The following is a 15,166-nucleotide window of genomic DNA, read 5'->3' as shown; positions in this document are numbered from 1 at the left end:
TACACTAGAAGGATGAGCAATATTCTTCAGTCCGATATTTGGGCACGTTTTCAGGAATCTAATGGTCACACCGTAATTCGTAAGAGCGGTAACGGCTGGTCGTACCTTGCAACCGTTGAGGGCGGCGCTACCGGCCGCTACCTGTACAGCCCGTACGGACCGGTCGCCTCCAGCGCTGTGGCTTTTGATGAGGCTCTCGCGTCGTTGAAGGAAGAGGCCGCGAAGCTTCGTTGCCTGTTTGTGCGCATTGAGCCTACTGAATCCGCTATTTGGGGCGATCAGGATGCGGCTGCTTTCTTGGCTCATCGCGGTGCGGTTCTGGCTCCTCGCCAGGTGCAGCCTTCGCACACTCAGATTATTGATCTTTCGGGCACTGAGGACGAAATCCTCAAGGGAATGAGCTCCAGTTACCGTAATCGTCATCGTAATATCCACAAAAAGGGCGTGACCATTGAGGTGTCGACCAATCCCTGGGATATGACGATTCTCTTCGGCTTCCTCGAGGAAACCGCGGACCGTAACGGTTTTAACCGTCAGCACGACGACTACCTGATGCAGGTTGCTCGCGTGCTGATGCCCGCCGGTGCGGCGTCCCTGTACATTGCGAAGCTGACCGATGAGAACGGTGAGAGCACCCCGATTGCGGCGGCGTTTGTGTACGATTCGGATGACACCCGCACCTACGCGCACGCTGCGGCTTCCTTCGAGCACCGCAACCTTAGTGCAGGTGTTGTGGTGGTGACGAACTTTATCCTGGACGCTAAGCGTAAGGGTCTGAAGTACGTTGACCTCTTCGGTATTGCGCCGGAGGATCAGCCGGACCACGAGTGGGCTGGTTTCACGAAGTTCAAGAAGTCCTTCGGTGGCAAGTCTGTGGAGTACCCGGGTACCTGGGATGTTCCGGTGACCTCGCTGGGTTACCGCGCCTACACCCTGGCGTACAAGGCTCGTCCGGCGGTTCGCGATGCGGTGTCGAAGGCGAAGGCGAAGGTTCAGTCTTTCCGCTCTCGCTAACGGGTTCAGGCGCACCGCTACTGGGGCGTATCCTGAGAACTAAAAGCTAAATACATGAGGGAGCCGCCCTCACCGAGTTCTTCGGTGGGGGCGGCTCCCTGTGTATGTATGTGCAATGTTTGAGGAGTCTTAGCGCGGCTCCTCAGCCCTTGCGGGGGCGAAGATTACTACTCTTCGAGGATTACTGCTCTTCGGGGCTCTTGGTGTGCGAGAGGATCTCGCGCAGGCGGGAGAGGCGGTGTTCTGCCTCAACGGTACGCACGGTACCGGAGGAGGAACGCATAACCAGCGACTGGGTGGTCACAACGTTCTTGCTGTAACGCACGCCGCGCAGCAACTTGCCGTCGGTGATACCGGTTGCGGCGAAGAAGCAGTTGTCGCTGGTGACCAGGTCGTTGGTGGTCAGCACGCGGTCGAGATCGTGGCCGGCTTCCAGTGCCTTTTCGCGCTCTGCCTCGTCGGTCGGTGCCAGGCGGCCCTGGATAACGCCACCGGTTGCCTTGATAGCGCATGCTGCGACAACGCCTTCGGGGGTGCCGCCGGTGCCGAGCATGAGGTCCACGCCGGTGTTTTCGCGGCAGGCTGCGATAGCGCCGGCAACGTCACCGTCGAGGATGATGCGGGTACGGGCACCTGCCTCGCGAATCTCCTGAATCAGCTTGGCGTGGCGGGGGCGGTCCAGCACGCATACGGTCAGCTCGCTAACCTTCTTGCCCTTAGCCTTAGCGACCAGGTGCAGGTTCTGCTTGACGGGCAAGCGCAGGTCGACGAACTCTGCGGCGTCGGGGCCGGTGACCAGCTTCTCCATGTAGAACACTGCGGAGGGGTCGAACATGGTGCCACCGTCTGCCACAGCAATCACGGAGAGGGCGTTGTCCATGCCGAGTGCGGTCAGGCGGGTACCGTCGATGGGGTCAACCGCCACGTCGAGGGAGGGACCGGAGCCGTCGCCGACGTTCTCGCCGTTGTACAGCATGGGAGCCTTGTCCTTCTCGCCTTCACCGATGACGACGGTGCCGTTGAAGTTGACGGTGGAGAGGCGGTAACGCATTGCGTCTACGGCTGCACCATCTGCGAGGTTCTTTTCGCCTGCGCCGACCCAGGGGCCTGCAGCAATTGCTGCTGCTTCAGTCGCGCGGACCAGTTCCATTGCGAGGTTGCGATCGCCGTGGTTGTTGTTCGTAGTCATAGACTCACCTTCGAGATTTCTGAATACACCGTCGGCTGGCTGGTTCTTTCCAGCACGAAGTCGCCGACGCAGTAGTGCTCCTTTCAGGATAGCGCGCGGGCGCTTCGTTTTTCTTGTTCTGAACGAGTTTGCGTGCGTGTTGACTTTAAGGTGAGCAGATGCGGCAAATTGGTGAGGGCTGCGTCTCCCTTCGACACTTCATACGCTCTGAGGTGCTGATTTTGGGTGTTGTGAAGGCGCGCCAAACTAGCTATTTTTCGCATATTTAAGGCATATTTGAGGTAGGTTCTTTCTCCGGGAGGCTCCCGGCGAGAAACTCAGCTTCAGCGCAAGCGCCTGAAGCCCCACATACCCGTTCGCAGATTCGCTGGCTCCGACGGCACGCGTTATCTGTATTTGTCCGCTAAGGAGCATCACATGGCTGGCATCCAACCGACTCCCGCAGAAGCATGGAAGCGTCTGAAGGACGGTAACCGCCGTTTTGTTGAGGGTAGCAATGAGCACCCCAACCAGGACACGATTCGCCGTACCGACCTGGCATCGGGTCAGTTCCCGTTCGCCTCGATTTTCGGTTGCGGTGACTCTCGCCTCGCGGCAGAGATTATTTTTGATCTGGGCCTGGGCGACGCGTTCGTGGTGCGTACCGCCGGTCATGTGCTGGAGAATGCCGCGCTCGGTTCGTTGGAGTACGCGGTTGATGAGTTTGAGACCCCTATCGTGATGGTTCTCGGTCACGACTCCTGCGGTGCTGTGACTGCGGCCAGCAAGTCCCTGGAGTCCGGTGAGATGCCGCACGGCTTCATCCGTAACCTGGTGCAGCACATCCTGCCTTCGGTGATGTCCCCGAAGCTGCCGGAGAACCCGGTCGTCAACGACATGGTGCGTGAGCACACCCGCCAGACCGCCATCCGAATTATTGAGCAGTCCCACATCATTTCGGATGCAGTGGTTGAGGGTAAGGTCGCCGTGATTGGTGTCTTCTACCATCTGAAGGAAGGTAAGGCAGAGCTGGTGTTCAGCTCGCAGGACCTGACCCTGCCGGAGGAGAAGAACGACGCGCAGAACCCGCCGACTCAGACGCTTCCGGTGGTCGTGAAGACTCCCCCGCGCGTTGTGGTTGCCGAGAACCTGGACTAGGTTTCCTCTTCTCCGCTCATTACGAGCCTTAGCGCGAGAACCCACATGCTCGCACTTAAGAACAGATTTTTCTATGGGATACCCCCGCCACGGTAGCGTGTTCGCACATCTACCGGGGCGGGGTTTTTACACGCCTTCTCACGCCGCAAAATTTATGAGCGTTTTTCCTCTTTTGACACCTTTTCGAGGCGACGTAAGCCACTTTGAACGCCTATCCTAGAGATATGGCTGAAAACATTGAATACCGCATTGAACATGACACCATGGGCGAAGTTCGCGTTCCGGCTGATGCACTCTACCGTGCACAGACCCAGCGCGCAGTCGAGAACTTCCCGATTTCGGGTCAGACCCTCGAATCCGCCCATATTCGTGCGCTTGCCCTCGTGAAGAAGGCAGCCGCGACCGCCAATGAGGAACTCAAGGTGCTCGACGCTGAGCGCGCCCAGGCTATCCGCGACGCAGCGGATCTGGTAGCAACCGGTAAGTACGACGCCCACTTCCCCATTGACGTCTTCCAGACCGGTTCCGGTACCTCCTCGAACATGAACGCGAACGAGGTTCTGGCAACCCTGGCAACCCGTTCCCTAGAGTCCAAAGGCATTGAGGTTCACCCCAATGACCACGTGAACGCTTCCCAGTCCTCCAACGACGTCTTCCCCACCTCCGTGCACGTTGCTGTGACCGAGGCTCTGGTGAAGGACCTGATTCCCGCTCTCGAGGTGCTCGCTGAGTCCCTGGAGCGCAAGTCCGCAGAGTTCAAGGACGTTGTGAAGTCCGGTCGTACCCACCTGATGGACGCAACCCCCATCACCCTGGGCCAGGAGTTCTCCGGCTACGCCGCAACTGTGCGTTACGGCATTGAGCGTGTGAACGCTTCCCTGCCCCGCGTGGCTGAGGTTCCCCTGGGCGGTACCGCTGTGGGTACCGGCATTAACACCCCGGACGGCTTCTCCGCTCGCGTGATTGAGCTGCTCGCTGAGGAGACCGGCCTGCCCCTGACCGAGGCTCGTAACCACTTCGAGGCTCAGGCTAACCGTGACGGCCTGATTGAGGTTTCTGGTCAGCTGCGCACCCTGGCGTACGGCCTGATGAAGATCAGCAACGACATCCGCTGGATGGGTTCGGGTCCGAACACCGGCCTGGGCGAGCTACACATCCCCGATCTGCAGCCCGGCTCCTCGATTATGCCCGGTAAGGTCAACCCCGTGATTTGTGAGGCTACCATCATGGTTGCCGCTCAGGTTATCGGTAACGACGCAACCATTGCTCTGTCTTCCACTAACGGCGCGTTTGAGCTGAACGTGGGTATCCCGGTGATGGCTGCTAACCTGCTGCAGTCGATCCGCCTGCTCGCTAACGTTTCCCGTGTTTCGGCGGAGAAGATGATTGACGGTCTGACCGCTAACGTTGACCGTTGCCGCTTCCTGGCTGAGGCTTCGCCGTCGACCGTGACCCCGCTGAACAAGCTGATTGGTTACGAGGCTGCTGCGAAGATCGCTAAGTACTCGGTGGCTCACAAGGTGACTGTCCGTGAGGCAGTTGTGGCTCTGGGCTATGTGGAGCGCGGCGAAGTGACTGAGGAGCAGCTGGATGCGGCTCTGGACGTCACCAAGATGCTGGGCAACTTCTAATCTCACCCCGCCTGAACCTCCTCTGAGGTTCGCGGCTTAACCATAGAGGGAGGGGCGACTCGCCATGACGGCGGGTCGCCCCTCCCTCTGTATGTGTTCTCTGCTCCGTCAATGAGTTGGTAGCGGGTTCTCGCTATTGTTCAACGATATTAAACACTTTGAACTGTTTATAGTGGACCAGCGTGTAGATGAGGCAGAGTACAGCCGGGATACTAACGACAAGCGCAGCGTTGAAGGAGCCGAGATGGTCAAGCATCAGTGCTACCGCGCCCATGGAGTACAGCGTTCCTAATCCAAACACGGCACCGTCAAGGGAGCTGGCACGCCCCAGTAGCTCATTCGGTGTAATGCAGTCACGCAGATTGTTGGAGAAGATGAAAGCTGATGCCCATCCTACGTCCAGGATGAAGAGCAGGGCGCCGAGCACTACGGGGTTATTGCTGACGGTGACGAGCGGTATTCCAAGCAGGGATACGACGTTGGCAACCAGTAGCATTCCTCGTGTGTTCTCGAAAGAGAGGAAACGATCGATGATGAGCGCCGCGACGATACCACCGATACCGCTGCAGGCCATAATCATGCCTACCACTGAGGCTTCAAAAGTGAGTTCCTCATACAGGCGGTAAATAATGATGAGTGAATACGATGCCGTAGCTGCCGCCAAGAAGAACGTGTAGACAAGGATAAGTCTCTGCGGGGCGCCGGAGAACATGTATTGGATACCGTCAAACATGCGGTGAATAAATCCACGTTGTGCGGTTTCGCGTTGCTCAGTTTTAGTTTCCATCTCTACGGATGGCAACGTTGCGTATGAAATAGTTGCCGCTCCGAAAAGGAGCACCGGGACGATAAGACCGACCGTTGCACCCGCGACAAGAACAATAAATCCTGCCGTAGGGGGCGCAACGATTGCGGATATTCCCTCGCAAATTTCACGACGTGCGTTATACGAAAGAAGGTTTTCTCGTCCGAGAAGCTGCGGAATATATCCTGCTTCTGAGGCAGCAGCCAGCTCGGAGAAGACACCGCTCACAAATCCTAGTGCGGCGATGGCGAACCATGACAGCATATGTTGCTCAATCATCAACGCCAAGGTAAGGATGCTGAGGATGTTTACTGCCCCGGCAATCACAATCATAGGTTTTCGAGGCAGACTATCCGATAGGGTTGCTAGTGGATATGCCAAGGCGATATTGGGGATTTGCATGGCTACCGCCATTACGCCAGCCAGCCCAATTTCGCCTGTACTAGCGAGAATCGCAATGGGTAGGGCGAAGGAATATATTCCTGTACCTACCAGAGAGCCAATAAGGGCTACGTAGATTCTCCAGGGTATTTTATGTGTTGTCATGCTTTGCTCCTTCCAGGACGCATCAAAATAGCGCCCAAGAATTGCGATGAACACAATGAGCCTAGTTCACAGAAAAATGGCATGCCTTAAAGATTTATAGGCAGAGTAAAAGGAAAGCGACTACGCTCACCAGAACATCACGTGAACGAATCTTTCTCGGGTTACTGACTAATACGGGGCCGTCACTCCCAATGTAACCCGCGTCATATATAAAGCATCTCATGTACACCACTCATAACTCGATGCACAGGCACAACTTAAAGTAAAAAAGACAAAAACAAAATAGAACCACGGCAACATTTAGGCTTCCAGACCCCCACTCCCACAGAAAAACAGGAAGAACCACCCAATAACATGTAACAAACTGTCATAAAAATACTGGGAGGGGCGACTCGCCACGACGGCGGGTCGCCCCTCCTGCATATACACGCCTCAATCAGCGGCTTTTATTTAGTCCCAGTAGCCGGTCTAGAGTTCTTCCGGCGGCACCGACTCCAAACCAAAACGGCAGTGGCCATCATAGTTCAGCGCCGCATCAATACGGTCCAGCATCCGCTCCGAAAGCAACGCACGCTCCGCCGGGTCAGACACATCCGCCCAACGCACCTGCGAAGACTCCTCATCGTTCACCTTCGCCTCACCAGAAACCCAGCGGCACAAGAACGTATGATCCAAGAACTGGCAGCGGTCACCATTACCGAACTGCATCGGCGGGTCAGCCTTCACCTGCGCCAACTCCAGCACCTCAATCTGCACGTTCGCCTCCTCCTGCGCCTCACGCAGGCAGGTCAGTGCGGGGCTCTCCCCCGGGTCCACAATGCCCGTAATCGGGGTCCACGCCCCGTTATCGCTACGGCGCACCAGTAGCACCTTAGAATCCTGCTCACGGTACACCACAGCCGTCGCACCGGACAGCCATAGGTAATCCGATCCAATCTGCTCACGCAGCTTACGGATATAGGGAGGAGTAGGCATAACATCAACCTTTCAAAAGCCCCGGCAGTTCCGCCGAGAAATAGGTGCTAGAGAGCAGAGCGAACAGCCGCGAGCCGCACACAGAACGAGCCCGCCACTTAGCCGGACGGTCACCCTACTTCGGAATCTACCACAGAGAATACGCCGGAGCAGCCAACGCCACCAGCGCGCCCAGAAGCATAAACGGACCAAACGCAATGCGGGTGCTACCGCGCGCCTTCGTGAACAGAACCAGAGCCAAAGACACCAAGCCACCGGCAAGGAACGTCACCAGCGACGCCCAGCCCAGATTCGCCCAGGACAGGTACCCGAGCACGCCGCCCAGAATGCCGGCAAGCTTCACATCCCCGCGGCCCAGCGCGCCAAAAGACAGAATACGCAGAAGCAGGTAGCAGAACCACAGCACCAGACCGGCACCAATCACACGCCAAATATCGGCGGGGCGACCGGCAAAAAGCAAAGACACCGGTAACGCCGTGTAGGTCGCAATAGCCAAAGGAATCAGGATGCGGTGCGGCAGGCGGTGCTCCCGCACGTCCATACGCCACAGCCGCAGGGTGCACCACAGGAAATACAGCAGGTAGCTGCCGAGCACCAGAGCGGCAATAACGGAGGCGCCTCCAGCGTTGTAGAGGCGGGAAAGCTCAGCGAGCATAGAACGTCCATTCTGTATTGCTGGAGGTTGCACTACCGGAGGCTGCTAGCCAGGAACCAGCTAGCCAGCCGAGAAACATGCACCGATGGCGCTAGGGCATCCAAGTTCTAGGAACCGAAACGGCGGGAACGGTTAGCGTAATCCCGCAGGGCACGCAGAAAATCAACGCGTGTGAAATCCGGCCACAGGGCGCGGCAGAAGTAAAACTCAGAATACGCACTCTGCCAGGTCATGAAACCGGACAGGCGCTGCTCGCCCGAAGTGCGAATCAGCAGGTCCGGGTCGGGCATATCGGCGGTGTACAGGTGCGAAGAAATATCCTCCACGCTCAGCTGTTCGGCAAGCGAGTCCAAGGATGCCCCCTCAGCGGCAGCCTCGCGCAGAACCGAGCGGACCGCGTCCACAATCTCCTGGCGGCCGCCGTAACCGACCGCAATGTTCACGCGAACACCGGGTAGGTGCGCAGTCTGCTCAATCGCCCAATCCAGGCGCTCGTGCAGCTGAGGAGGAATTAGGTCAATATTGCCGATGGCGCGCACCGGACCGCAGGCGGACTCCACCAGACGCACCAGAAATGCATCAATCACAGCGACCAGGCCGGTCAGCTCCTTCTCGGGGCGCTTCAGGTTCTCAGTGGAGAGCATGTACAGGCTCACCTGCGGAATCGACAGCTCAGTACACCAGGCCAGAAAATCAATAATTCGCTCCGCACCGGCGGCGTGGCCCTCACGGGTGCTCAAGCCGCGCTGAGCCGCCCAGCGGCGGTTACCGTCCACCAGCACTCCAATATGTGCCGGCAGGGATTCGGGGCTCAGCGAGCGCGCCAGAGCCTGCTCATAGATGGTAGGCTCAGTGACAGTGCCGGGGTTGCTGGCGTGGCCGTGCACAGTAATCACGGGCAGGGCGTTGGCGCTCATAGCTCATACCTCATTCGGCTGTCGTGGCAGATAATTCAGCGGGCTCATAACGAAAGAGTCCAAGCTCTTATTCTACGCCGCCGCGCCGTACCTTCGCGGCAATCAGCATCGCGGTTGGGCTGAGAATCGGCTCAAAATTTGTGGCGGCTGGTGGCGGTATCCGGGGTGCGTACAGGGGCTGCACGCATCGCGCGCCTAATAATAGTTGATGCCCTTCACCTACGACTCATATCGTGGGTGAAGGGCATCATTGTAACGCGCGGGGCGCTGCGCCCCAGCCTAGATAACGTAGTAGTCGCTCAGGCCCTCGTCCAGGCTAGATTCGGGCAGCTGAACCTCAGTATGCGAGGCGGCCAGCGTGTAGTCCTCCCAGGGCCAAATGTCCTTCAGCTGTTCACTGGGAACGGCGAAGAACACGCCGTTCGGGTCCACCTGCGAGGCGTGCGCGCGCAAAGCCTGATCGCGCTGCTCAAAGTGCTCGTGAACCAGGATGCGGGTCGTAGTCTCGTGGCGAGGTGCCTCCCCCGAGGAGGCGCGGTGCGCGAGGTTCTCAATCCAGCCGCTCAGCAGGCTCTCACCGTGCGTATCGAGCAGATGCTCGTGCAGGGCGAGGGTGCGTTCGGGGTTGAATGCGCGGTCGTAGTAGAGCTTCAGTGGGGTCCAGGGCTCACCCTCACCCACGTAGGCTTCCGGGTCGCCTGCCTTCTCGAATGCTTCCACGGCAACCTTGTGGGTCATGATGTGGTCGGGGTGCGGGTAACCGCCGATCTCGTCATAGGTGATGATGATGTGGGGGCGGTACTCACGCACCAGACGCACGAGCGGCGCGGCGGCACGGTCCAGGGGCATGGTGCCAAAGCTACCGAAGGGAAGCGGCGACATGGGGTCGCCCTCGGGCAGACCCGAGTCGAAGAAGCCAATCCAGCGGTGCTCAATACCCATAATCTCGCGGGCAGCCGCCATCTCAGCACGGCGCAGACCCGGCAGGTCGCGGTGCGCACGCGGGCTCTTATCGATCTCCTCGTTCAGGATGTCACCGCGCTCGCCGCCGGTCATCGTCGCCACCATGAAGCGGGCGCCACGGGCAATATACGCCGAGGCGGTACCGGCGCCCTTGGAGGATTCGTCGTCCGGGTGGGCGTGCACCGCGAGGATGCGCAGACCGGTGTAGTCCTCCTCCAGGGGTTTGAGGGAGTCCACGGGAGGGTGAGACGGCAGGTTTGCCTTCAGCTGTTCAATGGCTTCGCTCACGGTGGTCTCCTTTAGGTGATGCGCCAGGGGGTCGATGATGTGTCTGTGACTCGCGAATACGAGCGCTACACGGCAGAAATTTTACGGTTGTAGCTTCTCGTATGATACCCAAGGATAGCGCCGGTGTACTAGCGCAGATGACGCCGTGTGACATCGTGAAACGTGCCGTCATATCAGCAGATTCACGGGCATGAAACAGGCTGATGCTGGCGGAGTGTTCAGCTACCGGCGTGCGTACCGACGAAGATGCGTTCAGAGGGGAAGATACGACCGGCATAACAGCCGAAAATCCTCCGGTGCTCTAGAATAGGTCTGTTGATTCATTCCGTTACCGGTACCGCCGCGCATTGAACGCGGCACGCGGTAGCGGGTTTATTCGTTTCGCACCGGCAGAGCCGGCGCATAAGCAAAGGACACGCATGGCTGAAAACACCGGTGCATGGCTCACTCAGGACGCCTTCGACCGCCTCACCCAGGAGCTGGAGTACCTCTCCGGCCCGTACCGCCAGGAAATCGTTGACCGCATCGCGCAGGCACGCGATGAGGGTGACCTCCGCGAGAACGGTGGCTACCACGCGGCACGCGACGAGCAGGCTAAGAACGAGGCGCGCATCAAGCAGCTTAAGCATCTGCTCGAAACCGCACAGATTGGTGAGGCGCCCGTTGATGACGGCGTGGTAAGCCACGGCATGGTCATCGAGGCTGAGGTTGCAGGCCGCACCCTGAAGTTCCTACTCGGCTCCCGCGAAATTGAGGACACCCTCCCTGCCGGCACCGACCTGAAGGTCTTCTCCGAGAAGTCCCCCCTCGGCGCAGCAATTATGGGTGCCAAGCAGGGCGACGAGGTTTCCTACACCGCTCCGAACGGTAAGGAACTGAGCGCCAAGATTGTCTCCGTGACCCCTTACCAGGGCTAAGAGACTAGCAAGAAGCTAGGCTGCGAGACAGCGCTAGATTTAAAACAAACAGTGCGGGGTGCTGACTATAACGGTCAGCACCCCGCACTGTTTTTTGTCTATTCTTGCGTTCTGCCGATAAAGCTCAGGCGCACCTATTACAGCTCGTCGGCTAATAAATATATCGGCTTAGTAGACGATGATTGGCTTGAAGCCCTCATCCTCCAGGGCAGAAATAACCTGGCGGCAGTGCTCCACACCCTTGGTCTCCATGTCGATGGTAATCGACACGTCACCCATGGAGAGCGAGCCACCCACGCGGGTGTGGTCCACACCGGTGACGTTCGCGTCGTTCTCGGAAATAATGCGGGAGATGGTCGCCAGCTCACCCGGACGGTCAGACAGCATCATCTTCACGGTCATGTAGCGGCCAGCCGCCGACAGACCGCGCTGAATCACCTTCAGCATCAGCATCGGGTCAATATTGCCGCCGGAGAGCACGCACACGACCGTACCCAGGTCGCCGTACTCTTCCTTCAGCTTGCCGTTCATCAGCGCCGCCACGGGTACCGAACCGGCAGGCTCCACCACAAGCTTGTTACGTTCCATCAGGAAGATCAGGGCGCGAGCGATATCGTCTTCGCTCACGGTCGCCACATCGTCCACCAGCTCCTTGATGATGGAGAAAGGCATCTGACCGGGGCGGCCCACCGCAATACCATCAGCGATGGTGGAAACCTTCTTCAGCGGCACCAGAGCATCCGCAGCCAGAGACAGCGGGTACGCCGCCGCGTGCTCCGCCTGAACACCAATAATCTTGATCTTCTTGCCGAGCTTCTGCTCCTTCGCGCGGACAGCAGCGGACAGACCAGCCAGCAGACCACCACCGCCAACACCCACAATCACGGTGTCAACGTCCGGAACCTGCTCCAGGATCTCCAGACCGATGGTGCCCTGACCGGCAATAATGTCTTCATTGTCGAAGGGGTGCACGAACACCGCGCCGGTCTCTTCGGCGTAGCGCTTCGCCTCCGCCAGAGCCTCATCCACGGTCACGCCGTGCAGCTCAACCTCAGCACCGTGATCACGGGTCGCAGTAATCTTCGGCAGCGCCGCACCCAGCGGCATGTAAATACGAGCCTTAATGCCCAGACGGTCAGCCGCCAGAGCCACACCCTGAGCGTGGTTACCCGCGCTCGCCGCCACGACGCCGCGCTTCTTCTCCTCCTCGGAAAGCTTCGCCATGCGCACGTACGCGCCGCGCACCTTGAAGGAACCGGCACGCTGCAGGTTCTCACACTTAAAGAAAACCTCGGAACCGAGGCGCTGGCTCAGCGCACGCGAATGAGCGACGGGGGTGCGTTCAATAACGCCTTCGAGCAGCTCTGCGGCACGTTCAATGTCGGTGAGGGTCACGGGCAGGGAGTCGAGATCTACGCTCACGAGGTTTCCATTCTGATGGTACGTATTCTGGCGGCATCTAGCCCCACACGCAGAAGGGCGCGCGGTGGCACAGTGCACACTCCATTTTAGAGGATGCGCCGACATAAAGCAGGGGGCGTCCCCGCACTCTCAACAGGTAGTGCAAGAACGGCCCCCGATCTAGGTTATGTGCGAGCGTCTAGCCCGCGGTTAGTCACAATGAACTGAGTTCTAAGCCTTCTCAGATTCCTGAGATTCTTCAGAGCCTTCGGAGTCTTTAGCTTCCTTCACCTTTTCAGCCTCTTCAGCCTTCTTACGTCGCTCCAGCTCATGCGGGAAGAGGAACTCCTCCTCACGAGGCGCTTCCTTCTCCCAGCCGCGGCCCGCCAGGTAACGCACCACCGCGTTGACCACAGCCAGAGTCGGTACGGCGAACAGAGCACCCACCGCACCAAAAATCATGGAGCCACCAGCCACCGAGAAAATAACCGCCAGCGGGTGCAGGGAGACAGCCTTACCCATAATGAGCGGCTGCAGAATGTGGGATTCGAGCTGCTGAACCAGCAGAACAATACCGAGCATAATCAGCGCCTGCACCGGACCCAGAGCAACCAGCGCCAGCAGCACAGCCACAGCACCGGAAATAAGGGCACCAATCACCGGAACGAAAGAACCGAGGAAGACCAACACACCCAGCGGGATAGCCAACGGAACACCCAGAATTGCGGCACCAATACCGATGCCGATAGCGTCAATAGCCGCCACCAGAATCTGAACGCGCACGTACGCACCCAGGGACTTCCAGCCCGCGCGACCCGCGCCGTTGACTGCGGCACGCGCATCCTTCGGGAAGAGGCGGGTGACGAACAGCCAGATACGCTCGCCCTCCATCAGGAAGAAGACCAGGGTGAACAGAGTCAGCAGGGTGCCGGTCGCAACCTCAGCCGCAGTCGAACCCACCTGAGACACACCGTGCAGCACGGAGCTGGGGTTATTGGTTACAGCGCTCTCCATCTGATCCAACAGCTGGTTCATCTGGTCGGCACCGAACTCGTAGCCGAGGTTCTTCAGCCAACCAATCAGCTGCTGGTAGCCCTGCACCGCCTTATCCGCCATGGACACAAAACCGCGCAGAATCTGCTGACCGGTCAGCGAAATAATACCGGCGAGCACCAGGATCATACCGATTTCGGCAATAGCCGCCGCGCCACCTGCACGAACACCCTTCTTACGCAGAAGCATCACGGCGGGGCTCAGCAGAGCCGCCAGAAGCAAAGCCACCAGAAGAGAAATAACCAGCAGGGAGACGTGCCCCAGACCCTTCCAAAGGATCCAGCCTGCGCCGGCAATCATAATGATGCGCCACGCCCAAGCACCGGCAACTTCCATGGAAAAAGGAACCCGGTAGCCGCGCTCCTCCTCGGCTACATGCTCTTCTGCAACAGGTGTAATTTTCACGGTGTCTCCAAATCGTTATCGGTGTCGCACTCGTGCGGGGTAGCTTCAGCTGCCCCATCGGAGGCGGTGTGTGGTGTTGTTATTGTGTGCTCTCCCCCGCGCCTCGATACAGCAAGGAAGTAAAGCGTCAAAGGCGGCGGCACCATCACGGTACCGCCGCCTCAAAGTGAGCTTTAGTCGTTGCTAAAGATGCTTGCCAGGTACATGAGAACACGCAGGATCTCAACGTACAGCCAGACCAGAGAAGCGGTCAGGCCGAAAGCAAGGCGCCAGGACTCACGCTCGGGCAGGCCAGCCTCCACAGCTTCGGAGGTGGTGGTGAAGTCCAGCAGCAGCGAGTAGGTTGCCAGCGCAACAGCGAACAGACCAACAACCAGACCCAGCGGAATACCGCCGATGGAGAAGCTGTTCAGCGAGGAACCGAAGATACCCGCACCCAGAATCGAGATGAGGCCGTACGCCATGTAACCGATAGCGCCAATCATGAAGATCTTGTTCAGCTTGGGGGTTGCGCGCAACTTACCGTTCGCAAACAGAGCCAGGGTGGTACCTGCAACCACGAGGGTTGCCAGAACCGCCTGAATTGCCACGCCGGGGTAGCGCATATCCACAACTGCGGACAGGCCGCCGAGCAGCAGGCCTTCCATGAGCGCGTAGGTCATGACCAGGACCGGGGAAACCTTCTTCTTGAAGGAGTTCACCAGACCCAGCACCAGGCCGCCAACCATGCCCAGGAGCAGCAGCACCGGTGCATGCCATGCAACGGCGGCACCGACAGCGACCAGACCCAGGTTGATACCGGTCTTGACCATGACATCGTTCATGGTCAGACGCTCACCTGCGGAAATGGGCTCCGAGTAGGTGGGAGCCGCTACGCCGTAGTCAGCCTCACCGTACGGCTGGCCGTACTGTGCCTGCTGGTCATACTGGGGCTGGCCGTACTGCTGACCATAGGGCTGCTGACCGTACTGGGGCTGACCGTATGCGTTCTGACCGTAGCCCTGCTGGCCGTACTGGCCGTAGGACTGCTGACCGTACTGACCGTAAGTCTGCTGGCCGTAGCCCTGCTGCTGACCGTACGCCTGCTGGTTGTTCTGCTGAGACTGCGCACCAAAGCGACCGAAACGAGAGTCACCCTGAGTGGCATTCTTCGTCATTGAATTCAGAAGCGGATTTCCCGCCATCATTCTCTCCTTCATACGGGGACAAAACTAATTCTTGTTAATTCTATCGGATAGATTCTGCGCTCACGGGCGCTGTTCGTTACCAG

At 58.7% G+C, this 15,166-nt stretch carries 13 protein-coding genes; 4 read left to right on the top strand and 9 right to left on the bottom strand.

The features are described from left to right. Window positions 1-12: 12 nt before the first annotated feature. Window positions 13-1,014, top strand: coding sequence for a lipid II:glycine glycyltransferase FemX (locus tag O3675_RS03855; RefSeq protein ID WP_371571073.1), 1,002 nt, complete (start codon window positions 13-15; stop codon window positions 1,012-1,014). A gap of 181 nt (window positions 1,015-1,195) precedes the next feature. Here O3675_RS03855 and glpX read toward each other — a convergent pair whose 3' ends face one another. Continuing rightward, window positions 1,196-2,203, bottom strand: coding sequence for a class II fructose-bisphosphatase (glpX, locus tag O3675_RS03850; protein ID WP_005508933.1), 1,008 nt, complete (start codon window positions 2,201-2,203; stop codon window positions 1,196-1,198). Between the two features lie 417 nt (window positions 2,204-2,620). Here glpX and O3675_RS03845 point away from each other — a divergent pair, with 417 nt between their 5' ends. Together O3675_RS03845 and O3675_RS03840 are read left to right on the top strand one after the other, a co-directional pair. Continuing rightward, a complete protein-coding gene (locus tag O3675_RS03845) occupies window positions 2,621-3,340 on the top strand; it encodes a carbonic anhydrase (RefSeq protein ID WP_005508935.1) in 720 nt (239 codons plus the stop codon). A 224-nt stretch (window positions 3,341-3,564) separates the two neighbouring features. Next, window positions 3,565-4,971, top strand: a complete 1,407-nt coding sequence (locus O3675_RS03840; RefSeq protein WP_049338717.1) for a class II fumarate hydratase — start codon at window positions 3,565-3,567, stop codon at window positions 4,969-4,971. A gap of 133 nt (window positions 4,972-5,104) precedes the next feature. On the opposite strand, the gene O3675_RS03835 is transcribed toward O3675_RS03840, so the two are convergent. The 5 genes from O3675_RS03835 to mca all read right to left on the bottom strand — a co-directional run bounded on the left by O3675_RS03835 (window position 5,105) and on the right by mca (window position 10,120). After that, complete coding sequence (locus O3675_RS03835) at window positions 5,105-6,322, bottom strand: MFS transporter (protein ID WP_070644151.1); 1,218 nt, start codon at window positions 6,320-6,322, stop codon at window positions 5,105-5,107. Window positions 6,323-6,790: 468 nt separating this feature from the next. Beyond that, the gene (locus O3675_RS03830) at window positions 6,791-7,297 is read right to left on the bottom strand and encodes an NUDIX domain-containing protein (RefSeq protein ID WP_049341532.1); all 507 of its coding nucleotides are present in this window, start codon (window positions 7,295-7,297) and stop codon (window positions 6,791-6,793) included. A 127-nt stretch (window positions 7,298-7,424) separates the two neighbouring features. Further along, on the bottom strand, window positions 7,425-7,952 hold the full coding sequence (locus tag O3675_RS03825) for a prepilin peptidase (RefSeq protein ID WP_304268769.1): 528 nt from the start codon (window positions 7,950-7,952) through the stop codon (window positions 7,425-7,427). 107 nt (window positions 7,953-8,059) lie between these two features. Further along, entirely contained in the window at window positions 8,060-8,869 is an 810-nt protein-coding gene (gene uppS, locus O3675_RS03820) for a polyprenyl diphosphate synthase (RefSeq protein ID WP_049346793.1), read from the bottom strand. Between the two features lie 279 nt (window positions 8,870-9,148). Then, window positions 9,149-10,120 (bottom strand): mycothiol conjugate amidase Mca, encoded by a 972-nt coding sequence (gene mca / locus O3675_RS03815; RefSeq protein ID WP_049346795.1) that lies wholly within the window; start codon window positions 10,118-10,120, stop codon window positions 9,149-9,151. Window positions 10,121-10,539: 419 nt separating this feature from the next. Between mca and greA the strand changes: the two genes are divergently transcribed. Next, window positions 10,540-11,037 carry a transcription elongation factor GreA gene (gene greA, locus O3675_RS03810; protein WP_049355875.1) on the top strand — a complete coding sequence of 166 codons (498 nt, stop codon included), beginning with the start codon at window positions 10,540-10,542 and terminating at the stop codon, window positions 11,035-11,037. A 168-nt stretch (window positions 11,038-11,205) separates the two neighbouring features. On the opposite strand, the gene ilvA is transcribed toward greA, so the two are convergent. The 3 genes from ilvA to O3675_RS03795 all read right to left on the bottom strand — a co-directional run bounded on the left by ilvA (window position 11,206) and on the right by O3675_RS03795 (window position 15,080). Next, a complete protein-coding gene (gene ilvA / locus O3675_RS03805) occupies window positions 11,206-12,459 on the bottom strand; it encodes a threonine ammonia-lyase (RefSeq protein ID WP_049355872.1) in 1,254 nt (417 codons plus the stop codon). Between the two features lie 210 nt (window positions 12,460-12,669). Then, entirely contained in the window at window positions 12,670-13,896 is a 1,227-nt protein-coding gene (locus O3675_RS03800) for an AI-2E family transporter (RefSeq protein ID WP_371571065.1), read from the bottom strand. Between the two features lie 173 nt (window positions 13,897-14,069). Then, complete coding sequence (locus O3675_RS03795) at window positions 14,070-15,080, bottom strand: Bax inhibitor-1/YccA family protein (protein ID WP_049355870.1); 1,011 nt, start codon at window positions 15,078-15,080, stop codon at window positions 14,070-14,072. Between the last annotated feature and the right edge of the window lie 86 nt (window positions 15,081-15,166).

The organism is Rothia sp. 27098_8_27 (assembly GCF_041432805.1).
Classification (GTDB): domain Bacteria; phylum Actinomycetota; class Actinomycetes; order Actinomycetales; family Micrococcaceae; genus Rothia; species Rothia mucilaginosa.
The sequence above is the reverse complement of the archived record's forward strand: the minus strand, read 5'-3'. Positions and strand labels throughout refer to the sequence as shown.

Bases quoted from the DNA above. Each gene is read 5' to 3' on its own strand.
- O3675_RS03845 (WP_005508935.1), top strand. From the start codon at position 2,621: ATGGCTGGCATCCAACCGACTCCCGCAGAAGCATGGAAGCGTCTGAAG.
- uppS (WP_049346793.1), bottom strand. From the start codon at position 8,869: ATGAGCGCCAACGCCCTGCCCGTGATTACTGTGCACGGCCACGCCAGC.
- greA (WP_049355875.1), top strand. From the start codon at position 10,540: ATGGCTGAAAACACCGGTGCATGGCTCACTCAGGACGCCTTCGACCGC.
- O3675_RS03840 (WP_049338717.1), top strand. From the start codon at position 3,565: ATGGCTGAAAACATTGAATACCGCATTGAACATGACACCATGGGCGAA.
- glpX (WP_005508933.1), bottom strand. From the start codon at position 2,203: ATGACTACGAACAACAACCACGGCGATCGCAACCTCGCAATGGAACTG.
- O3675_RS03855 (WP_371571073.1), top strand. From the start codon at position 13: ATGAGCAATATTCTTCAGTCCGATATTTGGGCACGTTTTCAGGAATCT.
- O3675_RS03795 (WP_049355870.1), bottom strand. From the start codon at position 15,080: ATGGCGGGAAATCCGCTTCTGAATTCAATGACGAAGAATGCCACTCAG.
- O3675_RS03825 (WP_304268769.1), bottom strand. From the start codon at position 7,952: ATGCTCGCTGAGCTTTCCCGCCTCTACAACGCTGGAGGCGCCTCCGTT.
- O3675_RS03830 (WP_049341532.1), bottom strand. From the start codon at position 7,297: ATGCCTACTCCTCCCTATATCCGTAAGCTGCGTGAGCAGATTGGATCG.
- O3675_RS03835 (WP_070644151.1), bottom strand. From the start codon at position 6,322: ATGACAACACATAAAATACCCTGGAGAATCTACGTAGCCCTTATTGGC.